General features: G+C 55.0%; 15 protein-coding genes and 1 other RNA gene. 6 read left to right on the top strand and 10 right to left on the bottom strand.

Annotation, left to right across the window (positions count from 1 at the left end; genetic code table 11):
* Positions 1-28: 28 nt before the first annotated feature.
* The 4 genes from OGX66_RS17085 to ssrA all read left to right on the top strand — a co-directional run bounded on the left by OGX66_RS17085 (position 29) and on the right by ssrA (position 5,228).
* On the top strand, positions 29-1,438 hold the full coding sequence (locus tag OGX66_RS17085) for a TolC family outer membrane protein (RefSeq protein ID WP_003839817.1): 1,410 nt from the start codon (positions 29-31) through the stop codon (positions 1,436-1,438).
* Entirely contained in the window at positions 1,435-3,621 is a 2,187-nt protein-coding gene (locus OGX66_RS17080; protein ID WP_048232581.1) for a type I secretion system permease/ATPase, read from the top strand. The genes OGX66_RS17085 and OGX66_RS17080 overlap by 4 nt, the downstream gene beginning before the upstream one ends.
* Positions 3,622-3,628: 7 nt before the next feature.
* Positions 3,629-4,792 carry a beta-barrel domain-containing protein gene (locus OGX66_RS17075; protein WP_121540786.1) on the top strand — a complete coding sequence of 388 codons (1,164 nt, stop codon included), beginning with the start codon at positions 3,629-3,631 and terminating at the stop codon, positions 4,790-4,792.
* A gap of 72 nt (positions 4,793-4,864) precedes the next feature.
* Positions 4,865-5,228: a transfer-messenger RNA gene (gene ssrA, locus OGX66_RS17070) on the top strand.
* A gap of 116 nt (positions 5,229-5,344) precedes the next feature.
* Here the strand turns inward: ssrA and OGX66_RS17065 are convergent.
* From OGX66_RS17065 to OGX66_RS17025, 9 genes are all read right to left on the bottom strand, one after another.
* Entirely contained in the window at positions 5,345-5,563 is a 219-nt protein-coding gene (locus OGX66_RS17065) for an ogr/Delta-like zinc finger family protein (protein WP_000980498.1), read from the bottom strand.
* Between the two features lie 68 nt (positions 5,564-5,631).
* Positions 5,632-6,732 (bottom strand): phage late control D family protein, encoded by a 1,101-nt coding sequence (locus tag OGX66_RS17060; RefSeq protein ID WP_286511936.1) that lies wholly within the window; start codon positions 6,730-6,732, stop codon positions 5,632-5,634.
* Positions 6,729-7,214 carry a phage tail protein gene (locus tag OGX66_RS17055; protein ID WP_286511934.1) on the bottom strand — a complete coding sequence of 162 codons (486 nt, stop codon included), beginning with the start codon at positions 7,212-7,214 and terminating at the stop codon, positions 6,729-6,731. The genes OGX66_RS17060 and OGX66_RS17055 overlap by 4 nt, the downstream gene beginning before the upstream one ends.
* The gene (locus OGX66_RS17050; RefSeq protein ID WP_286511932.1) at positions 7,211-10,276 is read right to left on the bottom strand and encodes a phage tail tape measure protein; all 3,066 of its coding nucleotides are present in this window, start codon (positions 10,274-10,276) and stop codon (positions 7,211-7,213) included. Before OGX66_RS17050 ends, OGX66_RS17055 begins: the two co-directional genes overlap by 4 nt.
* Positions 10,269-10,388 carry a GpE family phage tail protein gene (locus OGX66_RS17045; RefSeq protein WP_001397628.1) on the bottom strand — a complete coding sequence of 40 codons (120 nt, stop codon included), beginning with the start codon at positions 10,386-10,388 and terminating at the stop codon, positions 10,269-10,271. The genes OGX66_RS17050 and OGX66_RS17045 overlap by 8 nt, the downstream gene beginning before the upstream one ends.
* Before the next feature lie 14 nt (positions 10,389-10,402).
* Positions 10,403-10,705 (bottom strand): phage tail assembly protein, encoded by a 303-nt coding sequence (locus OGX66_RS17040; protein ID WP_001744189.1) that lies wholly within the window; start codon positions 10,703-10,705, stop codon positions 10,403-10,405.
* A gap of 54 nt (positions 10,706-10,759) precedes the next feature.
* Entirely contained in the window at positions 10,760-11,275 is a 516-nt protein-coding gene (locus OGX66_RS17035; protein ID WP_086550357.1) for a phage major tail tube protein, read from the bottom strand.
* Between the two features lie 9 nt (positions 11,276-11,284).
* The gene (locus OGX66_RS17030) at positions 11,285-12,457 is read right to left on the bottom strand and encodes a phage tail sheath protein (protein ID WP_181598396.1); all 1,173 of its coding nucleotides are present in this window, start codon (positions 12,455-12,457) and stop codon (positions 11,285-11,287) included.
* An 83-nt stretch (positions 12,458-12,540) separates the two neighbouring features.
* On the bottom strand, positions 12,541-13,098 hold the full coding sequence (locus tag OGX66_RS17025) for a recombinase family protein (RefSeq protein WP_286511929.1): 558 nt from the start codon (positions 13,096-13,098) through the stop codon (positions 12,541-12,543).
* A 29-nt stretch (positions 13,099-13,127) separates the two neighbouring features.
* On the opposite strand from OGX66_RS17025, the gene OGX66_RS17020 reads away from it, so the two are divergent.
* Positions 13,128-13,508: a gp53-like domain-containing protein gene (locus tag OGX66_RS17020; RefSeq protein ID WP_286511927.1), complete on the top strand. Its 381-nt coding sequence runs from the start codon at positions 13,128-13,130 to the stop codon at positions 13,506-13,508.
* Between the two features lie 2 nt (positions 13,509-13,510).
* Positions 13,511-13,933, top strand: a complete 423-nt coding sequence (locus OGX66_RS17015; RefSeq protein ID WP_286511926.1) for a tail fiber assembly protein — start codon at positions 13,511-13,513, stop codon at positions 13,931-13,933.
* Here OGX66_RS17015 and OGX66_RS17010 read toward each other — a convergent pair.
* Positions 13,905-14,345, bottom strand: a complete 441-nt coding sequence (locus OGX66_RS17010) for a tail fiber assembly protein (protein WP_286511924.1) — start codon at positions 14,343-14,345, stop codon at positions 13,905-13,907. The genes OGX66_RS17015 and OGX66_RS17010 overlap by 29 nt on opposite strands.
* Position 14,346 lies beyond the last annotated feature (1 nt).

The raw sequence follows: 14,346 nt of genomic DNA, 5'->3' as shown, positions 1-14,346 counted from the left end.
CGCTGCCGTATTTTGTAAGGGATAATCTATGAGAAATGTCGCGCCTGTTGCCTTACTGCTGGCATTAACGTTCTGTACCCTGCGGGTGAATGCCGAAGATGAACCGCAAATTATTACGCCGGAAGGACTGGCCACTAGCCAGATGCTTCCCTCGCTGGACGGCGCGGTTGCCGATCTGCCGCTAAGTGCTGCCGCTCCCGGGAGCCTGACGCTCAACGACGCGGTGAGTCGTGCCGTGAGCTGGCATCCTTCTATTCGTGAATCCATCGGCAAACTGCTCTCACAAAACGAGCAAATCGACGTGGCGAAGTCAAAATATTACCCGCAGGTTTCTGCCGGAATGAACAACGGTTACAGCAATACCTACACCGACCACGGTTTTAGCCCGGCGCTGGTGATTTCGGTATCGCAAATGCTGTACGACTTCGGCAAAGTGGCAAGCCAGGTCCGCGCCGAGACCGCCGGAGCCGCGCAACAGCAGGCGAATGTGTTACTCAGTATTGATACCATCGCCCACGCCACCGCCAACGCGATAGTCCAGGTGCAGACGTGGCAGCAAATGGTGGACGCTGCCGAAGAGCAGCTCACCGCCTTAAACGGCATTGGTCGACTGACCCGTCAACGCAATGATGAAGGGGCAACCTCGCTGTCAGACGTGGTGCAAACCGATGCGCGTATCGAGTCTGCACGTTCTCAGTTGGCGCAGTATCAGGCCAATCTCGACAGCAGCAAGGCAACGCTGATGAGCTTCCTCGGCTGGAACTCGCTTAACGGCATCAGCAATGAATTCCCCGTCAAACTGGACAGCAGCTGTGATGTGGTCAAACCGGACGATAAACTGGTTCCCGCGGTCCTGGCGGCCTGGGCGCAGGCGAATGTGGCGCAGGCAAATCTCGACTACGCCAACGCGCAGATGACGCCCACCATCTCTCTGGAACCGTCGGTTCAGCACTATCTCAACGACAAATACCCCAGCCATGAGGTACTCGACAAAACCCAGTATTCTGCATGGGTAAAAGTTGAGATGCCGCTGTATCAGGGAGGCGGACTCACCGCCAGACGCAACGCCGCCAGCCATGCGGTAGAATCTGCACAATACTCCATCCAGCGCACCCGACTCGAAGTACGGCAGAAATTACTGGAGTCCCGCAGCCAGGCGATGAGCCTCGCCACCGCCCTGCAGATTCTGCGTCGCCAACAGCGGCTGAGCGAACAAACGCGCGAGCTTTATCAACAGCAATATCTGGACCTTGGCTCGCGCCCGCTGCTCGACGTGCTTAACGCCGAGCAAGAGGTGTATCAGGCCCGTTTTGCTGAACTCCAGACTCAAAACCAGCTGCGCCAGCTCCAGTTGAACTGTCTCTATAACACCGGCTCGCTTCGCCAGGCGTTCGCCTTAAATAATCGCAGCATTCAATCGGTGGAGATCAAGCTATGAGCGACCTCGATTCACATGCGGATGATGTAATTGGCGAACACGCCCTGAGCCAGTGGGCGCAGGCGATGACGCATATTGCCAATCACTATCGCGTGGCCTGTTCTCCCGGCGCAATCCAGGCCAACGCCCCATGGTTTGCGGGAAAAAGCCGGGCCACGGCCCTGTCGCAACTGGCGCGTCAGGCGGGACTGTCATTTCATGCGCTGAATACCGCCGCGCAGGCGTTCGGTCAATGGCGCCTGCCGGTGGTGGCGGAATTGCGCGACGGCCAACTGATGGTGATAGAACATTTCAACGGCGAAGATACGTTAGATGTTTTCATCATCGCCGAAGAAGGCCAGCGTAACAGGTTAACGATTGCAGAACTTCTGCCGGAGATCGTGAGCATTACCGCGCTGCGCCCGCTGTCGGCGCTGAAGGACAGTCGGGTAGACCGCTATATTTCGCGCTTCAAGCCCGACTGGATGCGCGAACTGGTGTTAAAGGACATCCGCCCTTACCTGCCGGTCATGATTGCCGCCTTTCTGATTAACGTCCTGTCGCTCGCCGGGATTATCTTTTCCATGCAGGTCTATGACCGGGTGATCCCCGCCCAGTCTTATCCAACGCTGTATGTTCTCTCTACCGGTGTTCTGGTGGCGGTGCTGTTTGGCTTTTTGCTGCGCGAAGCGCGTACCCACATAATGGATCTGCTCGGCAAACGCGCCGATATGCGCATTTCCGATCGCGTGTTTAGCCACGCATTGCGGCTGCGCAACAGCGCCGTCCCCCGCTCGACGGGGAGCTTTATTTCTCAACTGCGCGAGCTGGAACAAGTTCGCGAGATGATCACCTCCTCAACCATGTCGACCATTGTCGATCTGCCGTTTTTCTTTCTGTTTATCGTGGTGCTGGCCTGTATTGCCCCACCATTGGCGTGGATAGCCCCCGTCGCGGCCCTGTTGATGATCCTGCCTGGCTTGCTGTTACAGAAGAAGCTGGCGGTGCTCGCCAACCAGGCTGCCCATGAATCCACCCTGCGCAACGCGGTGCTGGTCGAAAGCGTCCAGGGGCTGGAAGACATCAAGCTGATGCAGGCGGAAAACCGCTTTTTACAGCAGTGGAACAGCTATATCCGTATTACCGGAGAGTCAGGGCTACGCACGCGTAAGCTGACTCAAGGGCTGATTGGCTGGGGCATGTCGGTACAAAGCCTGGTCTACGCCGCCATCATTATGTTTGGCGCGCCGATGGTCATTGAAGGCACGATGACCACCGGCGCCGTGGTGGCGGCTTCAATGCTCGGTTCCAGAATGATTGCCCCGATGGCTAATCTGTGCGGCGTGCTGGCCCGCTGGCAACAGGTCAAGGCGGCGAAGATGGGATTAGACAACATCATGCAGCTTCCCACCGAAACGCAGTATGACGAAGACAGGGTGCATCAGGAGATTTTTCACGGCCATTATCTGTTTGAGAACGCACACTTTCGCTACCACAGTGATGATCAGCGCGTTCCACTACGGATCTCGCGCCTGGAGGTCATGCCCGGCGAACGGGTGGCGATCCTCGGACGTAACGGTGCCGGAAAATCAACGCTGCTACAGGCCATGGCCGGCGGCGTGGAGATTATCCAGGGCGATGTCCGGCTCGATAACCTGAGTCTGGCGCAAATTGATATGGCCGATTTACGCCGCAACATCGGTTTTCTCAGCCAGAATGCGCGACTGTTTTTCGGCACCCTACGCGAGAACCTGACCCTCGGTGCGCCGCACGCCAGCGACGCGCAGATCTTCGAAGCGCTGGAGGTCAGCGGCGCGGCTGCTTTCGTTAAACAGCTCGCCAAAGGGCTGGCGCATCCCATTATGGAAGGCGGCAACGGTTTGTCCGGTGGACAACGGCAGTCGATCCTGCTGGCTAGAATGCTGCTGCGATCGCCCAATATCGTGCTGCTCGACGAACCCAGCGCCTCGCTGGATGAACATACCGAGCGGGAATTTATTCAGCGCCTCAACCAGTGGTTGGGTAACCGCACATTGATTGTCGCCACCCATCGCGTACCGGTTCTGGAACTGGTCGAACGCGTGGTGGTGTTGAAAGAAGGTCAACTGGTCATGGATGCCCCGAAAGCGCAGGCGTTGAATGCGAGCCGGGCACCTGCCCCTACCCACGGTCGGGAGTGGAAAAATGAAAACCAATCCGCATGATGCCGCCATGGACGACCTCGATATCCGCCGCGAGCACCGTTTTTCCGGGGCCAGCCGCATTATTCTGCTCAGCACGCTGTTGTTTGCCGTCCTGGGTATCTGGGCATATTTCGGTAAGCTGGATGAAGTCTCAACCGGCAGCGGGAAAGTGATCCCCAGCTCGCGTGAACAAGTCTTGCAATCACTGGATGGCGGTATTCTCGCCGAACTGACGGTCCGCGAGGGAGATAAAGTCCAGGCTAATCAAATTGTTGCTCGTCTCGACCCCACCCGTTCAGAGTCCAACGTTGGGGAGAGCGCCGCCCGTTATCGCGCCTCACTGGCCTCCAGCGCAAGGCTCAATGCCGAAGTTAACGATCTGCCGCTGGTCTTTCCCGATTCACTGCGCTCCTGGCCGGATCTCATCGCCTCCGAAACTCGCCTGTATAAAAGCCGCCGCGCGCAGCTTGCGGATTCAATGGCGGAACTGCAGGATGCGCTGGTCTCGGTAAATAAAGAGCTGGCCATCACCCAACGGCTGGAGAAAAGCGGTGCCGCCAGCCACGTAGAAGTGCTGCGCCTGCAACGCCAAAAAAGCGATCTGGGATTAAAAATCACCGACCTGCGCTCGCAATATTTCGTGCAGGCGCGGGAAGCACTGTCAAAAGCCAACGCCGAAGTGGATATGCTGGCGGCTATTTTAAAAGGACGCGAGGATTCCGTCACCCGCCTGACCGTACGCGCGCCGATGCGCGGTATTGTGAAAAATATCCAGGTCACCACCATTGGCGGCGTTATTCCGCCTAATGGCGAGATGATGGAGATTGTACCGCTGGACGATCATCTGCTGATAGAAACCCGCCTGTCGCCGCGTGATATCGCGTTCATCCATCCCGGCCAGCGGGCGCTGGTGAAGATAACCGCCTATGACTACGCCATTTACGGCGGTCTGGAAGGCGTAGTCGAAACCATCTCACCGGACACCATTCAGGATAAAGTGAAACCGGAAATCTTCTATTACCGCGTGTTTATCCGCACCCATCAGGACTTCTTACAGAACAAACTGGGACGCCATTTCTCCATCGTACCGGGCATGATTGCCACAGTGGATATAAAAACAGGTGAAAAAACCATCGTCGACTATTTAATCAAACCGTTTAATCGCGCAAAAGAAGCGCTGCGCGAGCGCTAAATCCTTGAGGATTAGGGGTTGCGGGGGCTGGTCACGCGTGTCACAAGTCTGTTATACTTGTCCTAACACATTGGGGCTGATTCTGGATTCGACGGGATTCGCGAAACCCAAGGTGCATGCCGAGGGGCGGTTGGCCTCGTAAAAAGCCGCAAAAAAATAGTCGCAAACGACGAAAACTACGCTTTAGCAGCTTAATAACCTGCTCTGAGCCCTCTCTCCCTAGCTTCCGCTCTTAAGACGGGGATCAAAGAGAGGTCAAACCCAAAAGAGATCGCGTGGATGCCCTGCCTGGGGTTGAAGCGTTAAATCTAATCAGGCTAGTCTGGTAGTGGCGTGTCTGTCCGCAGGTGCCAGGCGAATGTAAAGACTGACTAAGCATGTAGTACCGAGGATGTAGGAATTTCGGACGCGGGTTCAACTCCCGCCAGCTCCACCAAATAAAACAAGGGGTTACGTGAAAACGTAGCCCCTTTTTTTTTGGTAATGGCGGCAAAATGGCGACAGAGTGTCGGACTGGCGGCAACAAAAACCCGCCATTAAAGCGGGTTCTGTTCAGAAACTCATGTGGCCTTGACCACCTTTTCCAGGATGTGGCGGCGCAGAAGAAATTAGATTCGGTTTTATAATGTGCCGTACAAACGTTTCATGAGTAACGAACGTACAGCCACAATTTATATTTTGGCACTGGTTGTAACGTTCTTTTGTCGTAGCTGATACCTGAAAGCTGCTTCTGGTATGTGCTGCATGACCGCACTCTGGACAGTTCATCATCGCTGTTATCCCACCACTCTTGCCGTAGTCGCAATAATGATACAGCATTATTCAATATTGAGAACCAATTATTCAATTTCAAGATCATCAATCTTTACTTCAAGCTCCATGCTGGTCGTAAATCCATTATCCGGGCTGACAGAATGCGTCAGGGTGGTAATGGTCCATTCTGCATCATCGATCGGCTGCTTAAACCCTGTAACCTTCACCGGCATTTCCGTATAGAGATCAGCCCGCCCCTCAGCGAGCTGCAGGGAAAATGAAGCAACCCCACGCTGCAGACGTTCCCACTGCATTTTTGCTGCGCGCTCTGCATTGCTCCGGTTGGCGTAGGTACGATTAAGAACCAGCACGTTTTCATCCGTTCCCACCAGATAATCGCCCTGTTTTGCTTCCAGCTCTTTGGGTGTGGTGGTTTTCTTTCGACGACGCTTAACACTGGTTGTCTCTTTTTTCCTGGGTTCACGCGTATGCAACCAGCTGGCAATAACGCCGGTATAGGCACCACGATCAGCAAGGGTGAACCGATGACCGTCACCGGCTTTGCGCGTGATGGTGATAACCGGCAGCGGCTTGCCACTCGCCGTTCTTCCCTGTCCCTGCCGGATAAACAGCAGATTCCCGTCCTTAACGGAAGCAATCGCCCCATACTGTCTCGCCAGTTTCATCAGAAAACTTGCATCGCTTTCATTGGTCTGGTCCAGATGATCCAGCGCCTTATCCGTCAGGTCATTACCCAGCGCCATTTTGAGGTTATGCCGGGCGGCTATTTCCTTTACCACCTCCCCCACCGTTGTCTGATGCCATGATTTTTCGCGCCGTGTATTGAGAGTTTCACGGAAATCTGCGCTACGCGCCCGGATGGTCAGCCGGTCAGGGGCACCGCTGTGTTCAATTTCATCCACAGTAAAAGTCCCTTTAGGGAAAAGCGGCAGGCCTTTCCAGCCCAGTGCCAGCTGAATCACTGCCCCACGTCGCGGCAGGGCGATCAGCCCGTCGGCGTCGTCCAGCTCCAGATCAAGCTGGTCCGCTTCAAAGCCCCGGTTATCCGTCAGCGTCAGACTCATCAGGCGGGTATCCAGCACGGTCGTCACGTCCTTACCTTCAATGACGATACTGAAAGCCGGGCTTTTGCTGTTCAGATTCAGAAGATCAGAATTAACGTTCACTGCAGCAATCCTCCTACCGTGTTCTTAATCCCCCCAATCGCAGAGGCAGCAGAGTCCTGCAGGTTGCTGAGCTGGTCACTCAGGCTCCCGAACATGTCAGACAGCGATTCATCAACCCGTTTGAGGGTGATCGTAAACTCAATGCGCCTAGGCATGCCGCCTGCAAAAAACTCCGTCTTTGTCTGGCTCAGACTTTCAATAACAAACATGCCGTAAATGTTTCCGCTGCCTTCAATCAAAGGCCACGCTTTGCCCTGCTCTGCCATCAACTCCAGCGCCAGCAATGACAGCCTGCCTCCGGTCACTTCCGGCAGCAGAACCCCGGACAGTGTCAGTGAATCATTATCCGGGCCAAGAAACTGCGTTGACGGGCGGCGGTTCACCCGGCTGTTGGCGGCATGTCGCCAGCTGCGCTGATACTGCAACTCCTGATAAGGGACAGTGCGCAACATAAATACATATAAACCCAGCACCATCATCATGATTCATACCCCCCCTGATCGCTGAAATTGCTGCGTGCTTTTGCCCTGGCCCTGCGTTCCCGCTCGTCAAGCTGGCGTGCCACTTCACGGGCAATATCCTGCGCACTCTGTCCCGGCTGCGCGACGATATGAATGGGCGCATTTATCTCATAACGAATAACTGACGGCGGGCTGTCAGCCTTCACTGGCTGCGTCTGGTATGCCCTCGCAGGCAGACTGAACGGATGAAGCGGGGCCGCTTCTGCAGGTGTCGCAGCTACCCCCATCACGCCAGCAACGACAGAGGCAAGCGCAGCAGTACGCCGCCTGCTGGTGACATTTGCCGGTCCGTTCACAATTTCAGGGCCATTTTCTCCAACAATGCCAAACTGCCCGCGTGGAATGATCCCGCCCGTGTCGTACATCCCTGCGTAAGCCGGAAACCCGCCTGGCGGCAGCACCACTTTGCCGTCACTGTTCACCGTGGCGGATTGCTGCTGCGTGACCTGCGCAGGCAGTTTCGCCTTTGCCGCCTCCTTACTGACAATACCGAGCTTTTCCAGCAGCCATGACACACCGGATTTAAGAGACTCCAGCGGGTGCATCACCCTATTCAGACCTTCCGCCAGCGCCTCACCAAACCGGCGCCCCATTGCAGCTGCGCTGTTCAGTTCTTCGGAAGTGGATTTAACCGGGGTCAGCAAATCACTGAACCAGCCCCACAAGGCCTGCACCCTGTCACCAATCCACTGAAACACGGGTCTGAGCGGCTCAAAGGCGGCGCTGATGGGTGCAGCAGCGGCTTTGAACCCTTCCACCACGCCCCCCAGAAATGCACTGATGGGCTGCCAGTATTTCCACACAACCAGCGCCACACCAGCCAGCGCAGCCACAACCAGCCCTATCGGACTGAGCAGCGCACCCAGCAGGCCGGAAATACCAAACAGCGCGCCGCGAAGTAATGCCAGCGGACCAGAAACAAGAAAACGCAATACGCCACCGGTAGCTGTCAGCCCACCCCGCAACGCCGCCAGCGGGTTCATCACCATACCGATAATATTACGAATGCCTGACATACCGGCACGGAACACGGCAAGCGGCGCACCTGCCACCGTTTTCAGTGCATTACCCGCTATTCCGGCTGAGCGATGCAGGGAATTAAGCGGGGCACTCAGCAACCCGACACTGCCACCGGGTGACGCCATACCCCGACGCAACAGGGAAAGTGGCGCACCTGCCAGCCATGACAGGGCACCGCCAGTACGTGTTACCGCTGCAGCAACGGAAGGTAATGTTTTTACACCCAGCACAGACAGGCCAAACCGAATCACCGCAATCGGCCCCAGCACAGCAGCCACTGCCACGGCAAGTGTACCCAGCCCGACAGTGACAGCCGCCGTAGCCGCCGCCACTTTCATCAGCGTGCCAGCCAGCACGGGATTCTGCTCCACCCAGCGACGCAGCGCCCCGGTCACGCCCTTAACCATGCCCATAATATCCATCAGCGGCTGGCGCAACGTTTCCCCCAGACTGCTGAAAGCGTTCTGCGCGCCAGTCTTAACCAGCAACCACTGCGCAGACAATGAATCCTTGTTAATGTCGGATTCTTTCTGCATCGAGCCATTAGCACCACTGCCTGATGTGAGTTTCAGCTGACGCTGCAGCTCCGGCAGGTTGTTAGCCAGCTTTGCCGCATCATCGCCAAACTCTTTACCAAAAATCATTGTCATGGCTGACAGGCGTTTATCCTGCGGCAGATTGTTGACCTTCTCCAGAACCCGCTGAATGGTGCCCATGGCATCGGTAGTCATCTGCTTTTCAATCTCCGCAGGATTGAGTTTCAGCAGGTTCATACCTTCAAAGAAGCGCTTACTTTGCATGGTGGCAATGGACAGTTCACGCACCATGGCATTAGAGGCGCTTGCGGCAATTTCCGGGGCAGCCCCAAGAGAAAGGAATGTTGAACCCAGCGCAGCAGCCTTTCGGAAGTCAAGGCGGTCAGCCACGCCCCCCATACGCTGCAGGACGTTGATAATGTCCCCACCCTTTGACATGGCGTTATCGTCCAGGTAGTTCAGCGCATCGCCCAGTTGTTCAATATTGCGCGTCGGAACTTTATAGAGCTGCGCGATTTTCCCCAATCCTTCCGCCAGCTCATCGGCGGGCAGCTCAAAGGCCGTTGCAGCTTTTGCCGCCGTGGATGCAAAGGCCAGCAGGTCACGTTTCTGGTCCTCAAAGGGATCGTCCTGGTCAGTCACGCCCATGCGCGCGCCGCCTTCAACCAGCGCGGCATAGTCTATAGCGCCATTCTCCATCGGCAGCTGCTCACTGGCAGCCTTAATGGCATCCTGCATGTCATAAAACTGTTTTGTACGGTTGCCGTTATCGTCCCGCAGCCCGTTTACCTGCTTTGCCACGCCTTTCATGGCATCTTCCATGCTGGCGTAGCTTTTCACTGCAGCCATAACCGGCGCACCCATTGCCAGCCCGGCAGCTGTGGTGGTGGCTCCGGCTCCGGCTATGCGATCCCGAACCTCAAGACGGCGCGAATACTGATCACGAACCGCATTCATTCTCGCCTGCTGTTCACCCAGGCGTTTCAGGGATTTTTGCTGTCGCTCCAGTGCCAGTCTGGTTTCATCGGCGTTCTGCCGTAGCTCACGCTGTGCGCTGCTCAGTTTCTTTGTATCAAGCCCTGCCTCATTCAGCGCAAGGCGCTGACGCTGCACTGACTGACGCAGCCCGTTATATTTTCCCTGTAAATCGGTGACGCGATTTTTAGCCTGCTCAAGCAGTCTGGCCTGTGCTGCCGTCGGGCGGTTGGTCGCAGTAAACTGCGTGGCGAGTTTTGCCGCTTCTTCGCGGGCAGCTTTAAGGCTGTTACCTGTGACTGCCAGCTGCGCGCTGGCCTTACGGAAGCCATCAATTCTGCCCACCTGAGAATCTAACTCTTTCAGCCGGGCGCGGCTTTGCTGAATAGCGGCAGCCAGCTCTTTTGAGCTGGTCTGCGCGGATCTAAATGGGCGGGTGAGCTTGTCAACCGCATTCAGAATCACCTGCAGACGCAGGTTATTGTCACTCATCGCTGGCCCCGCTTCTCTGAATCGCTTTGTGCCGCCACTCCAGCACCTCTGTCAGCGGCATAACGTCAGTGATGGACGGCGACCAGTGAAAGATGGTGGCGATATCCGCCACCAGGTCATCAATCGTCAGGCTGTCGGTAAACCGGCAAGCACCGACTTCTTCAACAAAAAAGTCACCACCTCGACCGACAGCGCGGTGAGATCGGCGGGGTCCAGTTCAGCCATTTCCTGTGCGGTCAGCGTCGGGGTGGAAATACGCGGGATCACTGTCATCATGGCCCCCACGTCCATATCCATAATGGCCTGCAGGCGGGTGCCGCGCAGCGCACCGGACTGCGGCTTACGCAGCACAATTTCGGTGATTTGGGTTTTACCGCGCATGATTGGCGTATCCAGTTGTACGGTTTTTTCAGTCAGCTTGTCGCTCATGTTCGTTTCCTGTTAATCAGATACTGGCGCGGATCATTGCGCCGTTAAGTTAAATCAGAGGCCAAGGGCGTTACGGTGTGCTTCCATCAGGTCCACGCCGTCAACGATTTCAATCATGTTGACCAGATCAACCTCATAGAGCACTTCGCCGTTAATGGTCAGCTTCGCGTAGCTGTTGGTGCTGCTGACCTTGGTAGTGCTGCTCTCGCCGGTTTTCCACTCGCCGGAATCCACTTCTTTATGACGCCCGCGCACAACCAGCTCAACGGCCTGCACTTCGCCGGTATCGTCACGCTGAATAGAGCCGGTGAAACGCAACTGGATGCCGTCAACGGTTGCCTTGCCCATCTGCTTGAATAACAACAGTTCGGTGCCGCCGATTGAAAATTCCGTGTCCAGTGCGCCGTCATCCAGCCCCATATCCACATCCACCGCGCCCGGCATACCGCCGCCGCGATACTTCTCAAACTTGCGGGTGAATTTCGGCAGAGTCAGGGACTCAACGATCCCCTGCCAGTTGTTCCCGTCGTTGAACAGGTTCAGGTGTTTTAACTTGCGTGGTAATGCCATGTATCCCCCTTATGCACTGACACGGCTGGCAAAATCGACCAGGTAGCGATCGGTGATGCGCTGGCGCAGCATCAGATTTTCAAGCGGCGGCACAGGCGTGTAGTCGTAGTCGATGGTGAGCTTCCCGGCTTTCAGAGAGTCTTTATCGTTCACTGACTCATCCAGCCAGCAGTCAGCCCCGATGAGGTATCCCTGATTTACCAGGCTGCGTAATTTGGCGCGAATACCTTCGATAATGTCGCGGGCCAGTGACGGATTCAGTGGCTTATCCACCGCCCACATATGCCCCTCTGCAATCGTGTCAGCCAGCACCTGCGCCGTGCGGGTGTAGTTCTCAAACGCAAACAATGGATCGTCACTGAGGCAGCGGGAACCCCAGAAGCGGAAGCCGTCTTTGCAGATCAACGTGGTGACGTCATTCTGGTTCAGCAGTCCCGCGTCCGTTGCCGGGTCCTGCAGATCCCAGAATACATCAGCGGAAATACCGGTGACGCCATTCACACCCACGTTGGACAGGGTTTTGTGCCATCCGGTCTGCTCGTCGATTTTGGCACGCAGACCGAGCGCACGTGCGGAAGCGTAAGCCGTTGCATCGGCTTTCAGAACGGTGTCAAAGTTGATGAAATCAGGCCAGATCAGCATCCCCTCTCGCTGGCTGAAATTGTCCCGGTATGCAATGGCTTCCTCCACCGTCTTACAACCATAGGCGGACAAGTAGGCAAACCCGCGCAGGCTCTGCGCTACGCTCAGCAGCTCAGTGGCAACGGCCTGCGTGTCGTGCCCAGGCACACCGAGAATGCGCGGCTTAACTTTCAGTTGCGACTGCGCAGAAAGCAGCGCTTTCATGCCCGTTTTTTTACCGTCGGACGTGACACCACCGATAATATTGGAGGTGGTTTCCGCTTCGGTTTCGCCCTGCGCCACACGCACAACAACCGTCACGGGTTTTGACTGGTCGGCAATCGCATCCAGCGAACGGGCCAGCGTGCCGGACTCACCTGCTTTACCGCTGGCCTCCAGCACATCCGTCAGCAGAACCGGCTTATTGAGAGGGAATACGGACGCATCGGCATCATCGCCGGTGCAGACCATGCCCACGATAGCGGTGCTCACCGTGGTGATAGATCGGGTGCCCTCGTTGACTTCAACAACGCGCACCCCGTGGTGGTAATCCTGAGCCATAGCGGCGAACCTCCTGATTGGAATAGGCTTCGCCCTATGTTGTATTGATTACGTCACACAGACAGCTGTGCGGCGTTGTCCTGTTAATCACACAATGTCGCAGGATATTTGCGGTATAACGTCGAGATACCCACATCAAAAATTAAAGCAACCCGCTGCCGTGTTTCACCTGCAGCAAGTAACCTGCCTGCCTGTGCCCATTGCTCTGGCGTCAGTTTTGGTCTTCGCCCTCCAATCCTGCCTTTAGCCCTTGCAGCTTCCAGTCCCGCACGGGTTCGTTCCACTATCAGCTCACGCTCCATCTCCGCCAGCGCCCCCATAACGTGAAAGAAAAACCGCCCCATTGGCGTACTGGTGTCTATGCTGTCAGTCAGACTACGGAAATTAACTCCGCGCTGCCGGAGTTCTTCTATCAGGGTAACAAGGTGTCGCATGCTTCTTCCCAGCCTGTCGAGCTTCCATACAACCAGCGTGTCTCCCTCTGACAACGTCCTGAGCAATCTTTTTAGCCCTAGCCTGTCTGCTGTTTTTCCGCTCATTTTGTCTTCAAAAATTAGCTCACATCCTGAGCGTTCCAGTGCATCACGCTGCAGCGCTGTGTTTTGCTCACTTGTTGATACGCGCACATAGCCGACTAACATTTGTTTTCCCTTATGCAAAAGCCCAAATAATGCCAGCCAGACGGGAAAACAGCATTTTCTTAAACGTTCAATTGGGAGAAGCGGCGAAACGGGATGTTGGCACAGGTGCAGGCCAAATCCCTGATATGAGTAGTTTTCAGTCTGGTGGTGGGTGGTTTAAGTTGCCGAGTGGATATGTTATTCAGGCTTTCGAGGCATCTTTTGATTCTAACGGGCTATATATCAATTTCCCTATACCATTTCCGAGTAGCGTTATTGCTATTGTGCCTGGCGTTTTAATGTCCACAACTGCATCACCATCACTACAATTTCCATCGATACAACGTGACGTAAATGACCTGACCCGATTTTTTGCTAAATACAATATGGGTGGAATGAATTCTTCATATTTTATTGCCATAGGAAAATAACCATGTATTTATTTTCACCAAGCACATTGGGTTTTTATCCCATAGATATGAAAGCTGAATACCTTAACAAAGGTTCATTACCATCTGATGTTATAGAGGTTTCTGATAGCGTCAGAAATGAATATAACTTTGCACCACCTGAAGGCAAACAGTTAAGTTCCAGCCAAAATATGCCAGTCTGGATTGATATCCCACCGGCGACACGTGAAGAGTTGATTGCTGCTGCTGAACAAGAACGCCAGAAACTACTGGCCCATGCTGACGCTGTTATGCTGGACTGGCGAACAGAACTGATGCTCGGTGAAATCAGCGACACCAACAGAGCTAAGCTGTCGGCGTGGCTGGCCTATAAAAATGAAGTTAAGTCGGCTGATGTGACAACCGCCCCTGAGCATGTTAACTGGCCTGTTCCCCCGGAGGCGTAGGCCATTCGATATTCGGAGCACTGGAGGTGTCTACCGCTTCCAGTGCATCCAGATAATCCAGCCACAGATTGTATTGAGTTAACCCTTCTCCTTTCAGCCTGCCAATCGCTGCCTTACCGGGCCACTGCTTAACGTTCATGTAATCATTGGCTAAATCTATTCTTTTTTGCTTCTCCATATCAGCAGCGGCAATTAATTCTTCTCGTGTAGGCGGGGGAATATCACCCCATGATGGCATATTATTTAAAGTTATAAGTTGCTTACCTGTAGGTGGAGTGCCGGAAAACTCATAATAAGTGCTGTCACTAACGTTAATGGCATCATGCGGCCAACAATTATTATCGACATAATCAGCACGCCATTCGATGGCATAAAAACGGGACTCTGATGGGCTGAATACAAAACGATTCATA

Origin of the sequence: Citrobacter sp. Cf072 (assembly GCF_030334485.1) — a bacterium.
Taxonomy (GTDB): domain Bacteria; phylum Pseudomonadota; class Gammaproteobacteria; order Enterobacterales; family Enterobacteriaceae; genus Citrobacter; species Citrobacter freundii.
Note: the sequence above shows the minus strand (reverse complement) of the source record. Positions and strands in the feature narration are given on the sequence as shown.

What these genes read in the sequence shown, in the direction of transcription:
- OGX66_RS17085 (WP_003839817.1), top strand. Translation starts at nt 29, where the DNA reads ATGAGAAATGTCGCGCCTGTTGCCTTACTGCTGGCATTAACGTTCTGT.
- OGX66_RS17080 (WP_048232581.1), top strand. Translation starts at nt 1,435, where the DNA reads ATGAGCGACCTCGATTCACATGCGGATGATGTAATTGGCGAACACGCC.
- OGX66_RS17075 (WP_121540786.1), top strand. Translation starts at nt 3,629, where the DNA reads ATGGACGACCTCGATATCCGCCGCGAGCACCGTTTTTCCGGGGCCAGC.
- OGX66_RS17065 (WP_000980498.1), bottom strand. Translation starts at nt 5,563, where the DNA reads ATGATGAACTGTCCAGAGTGCGGTCATGCAGCACATACCAGAAGCAGC.
- OGX66_RS17055 (WP_286511934.1), bottom strand. Translation starts at nt 7,214, where the DNA reads ATGATGATGGTGCTGGGTTTATATGTATTTATGTTGCGCACTGTCCCT.
- OGX66_RS17050 (WP_286511932.1), bottom strand. Translation starts at nt 10,276, where the DNA reads ATGAGTGACAATAACCTGCGTCTGCAGGTGATTCTGAATGCGGTTGAC.
- OGX66_RS17040 (WP_001744189.1), bottom strand. Translation starts at nt 10,705, where the DNA reads ATGAGCGACAAGCTGACTGAAAAAACCGTACAACTGGATACGCCAATC.
- OGX66_RS17035 (WP_086550357.1), bottom strand. Translation starts at nt 11,275, where the DNA reads ATGGCATTACCACGCAAGTTAAAACACCTGAACCTGTTCAACGACGGG.
- OGX66_RS17030 (WP_181598396.1), bottom strand. Translation starts at nt 12,457, where the DNA reads ATGGCTCAGGATTACCACCACGGGGTGCGCGTTGTTGAAGTCAACGAG.
- OGX66_RS17025 (WP_286511929.1), bottom strand. Translation starts at nt 13,098, where the DNA reads ATGTTAGTCGGCTATGTGCGCGTATCAACAAGTGAGCAAAACACAGCG.
- OGX66_RS17020 (WP_286511927.1), top strand. Translation starts at nt 13,128, where the DNA reads ATGCCAGCCAGACGGGAAAACAGCATTTTCTTAAACGTTCAATTGGGA.
- OGX66_RS17015 (WP_286511926.1), top strand. Translation starts at nt 13,511, where the DNA reads ATGTATTTATTTTCACCAAGCACATTGGGTTTTTATCCCATAGATATG.
- OGX66_RS17010 (WP_286511924.1), bottom strand. Translation starts at nt 14,345, where the DNA reads ATGAATCGTTTTGTATTCAGCCCATCAGAGTCCCGTTTTTATGCCATC.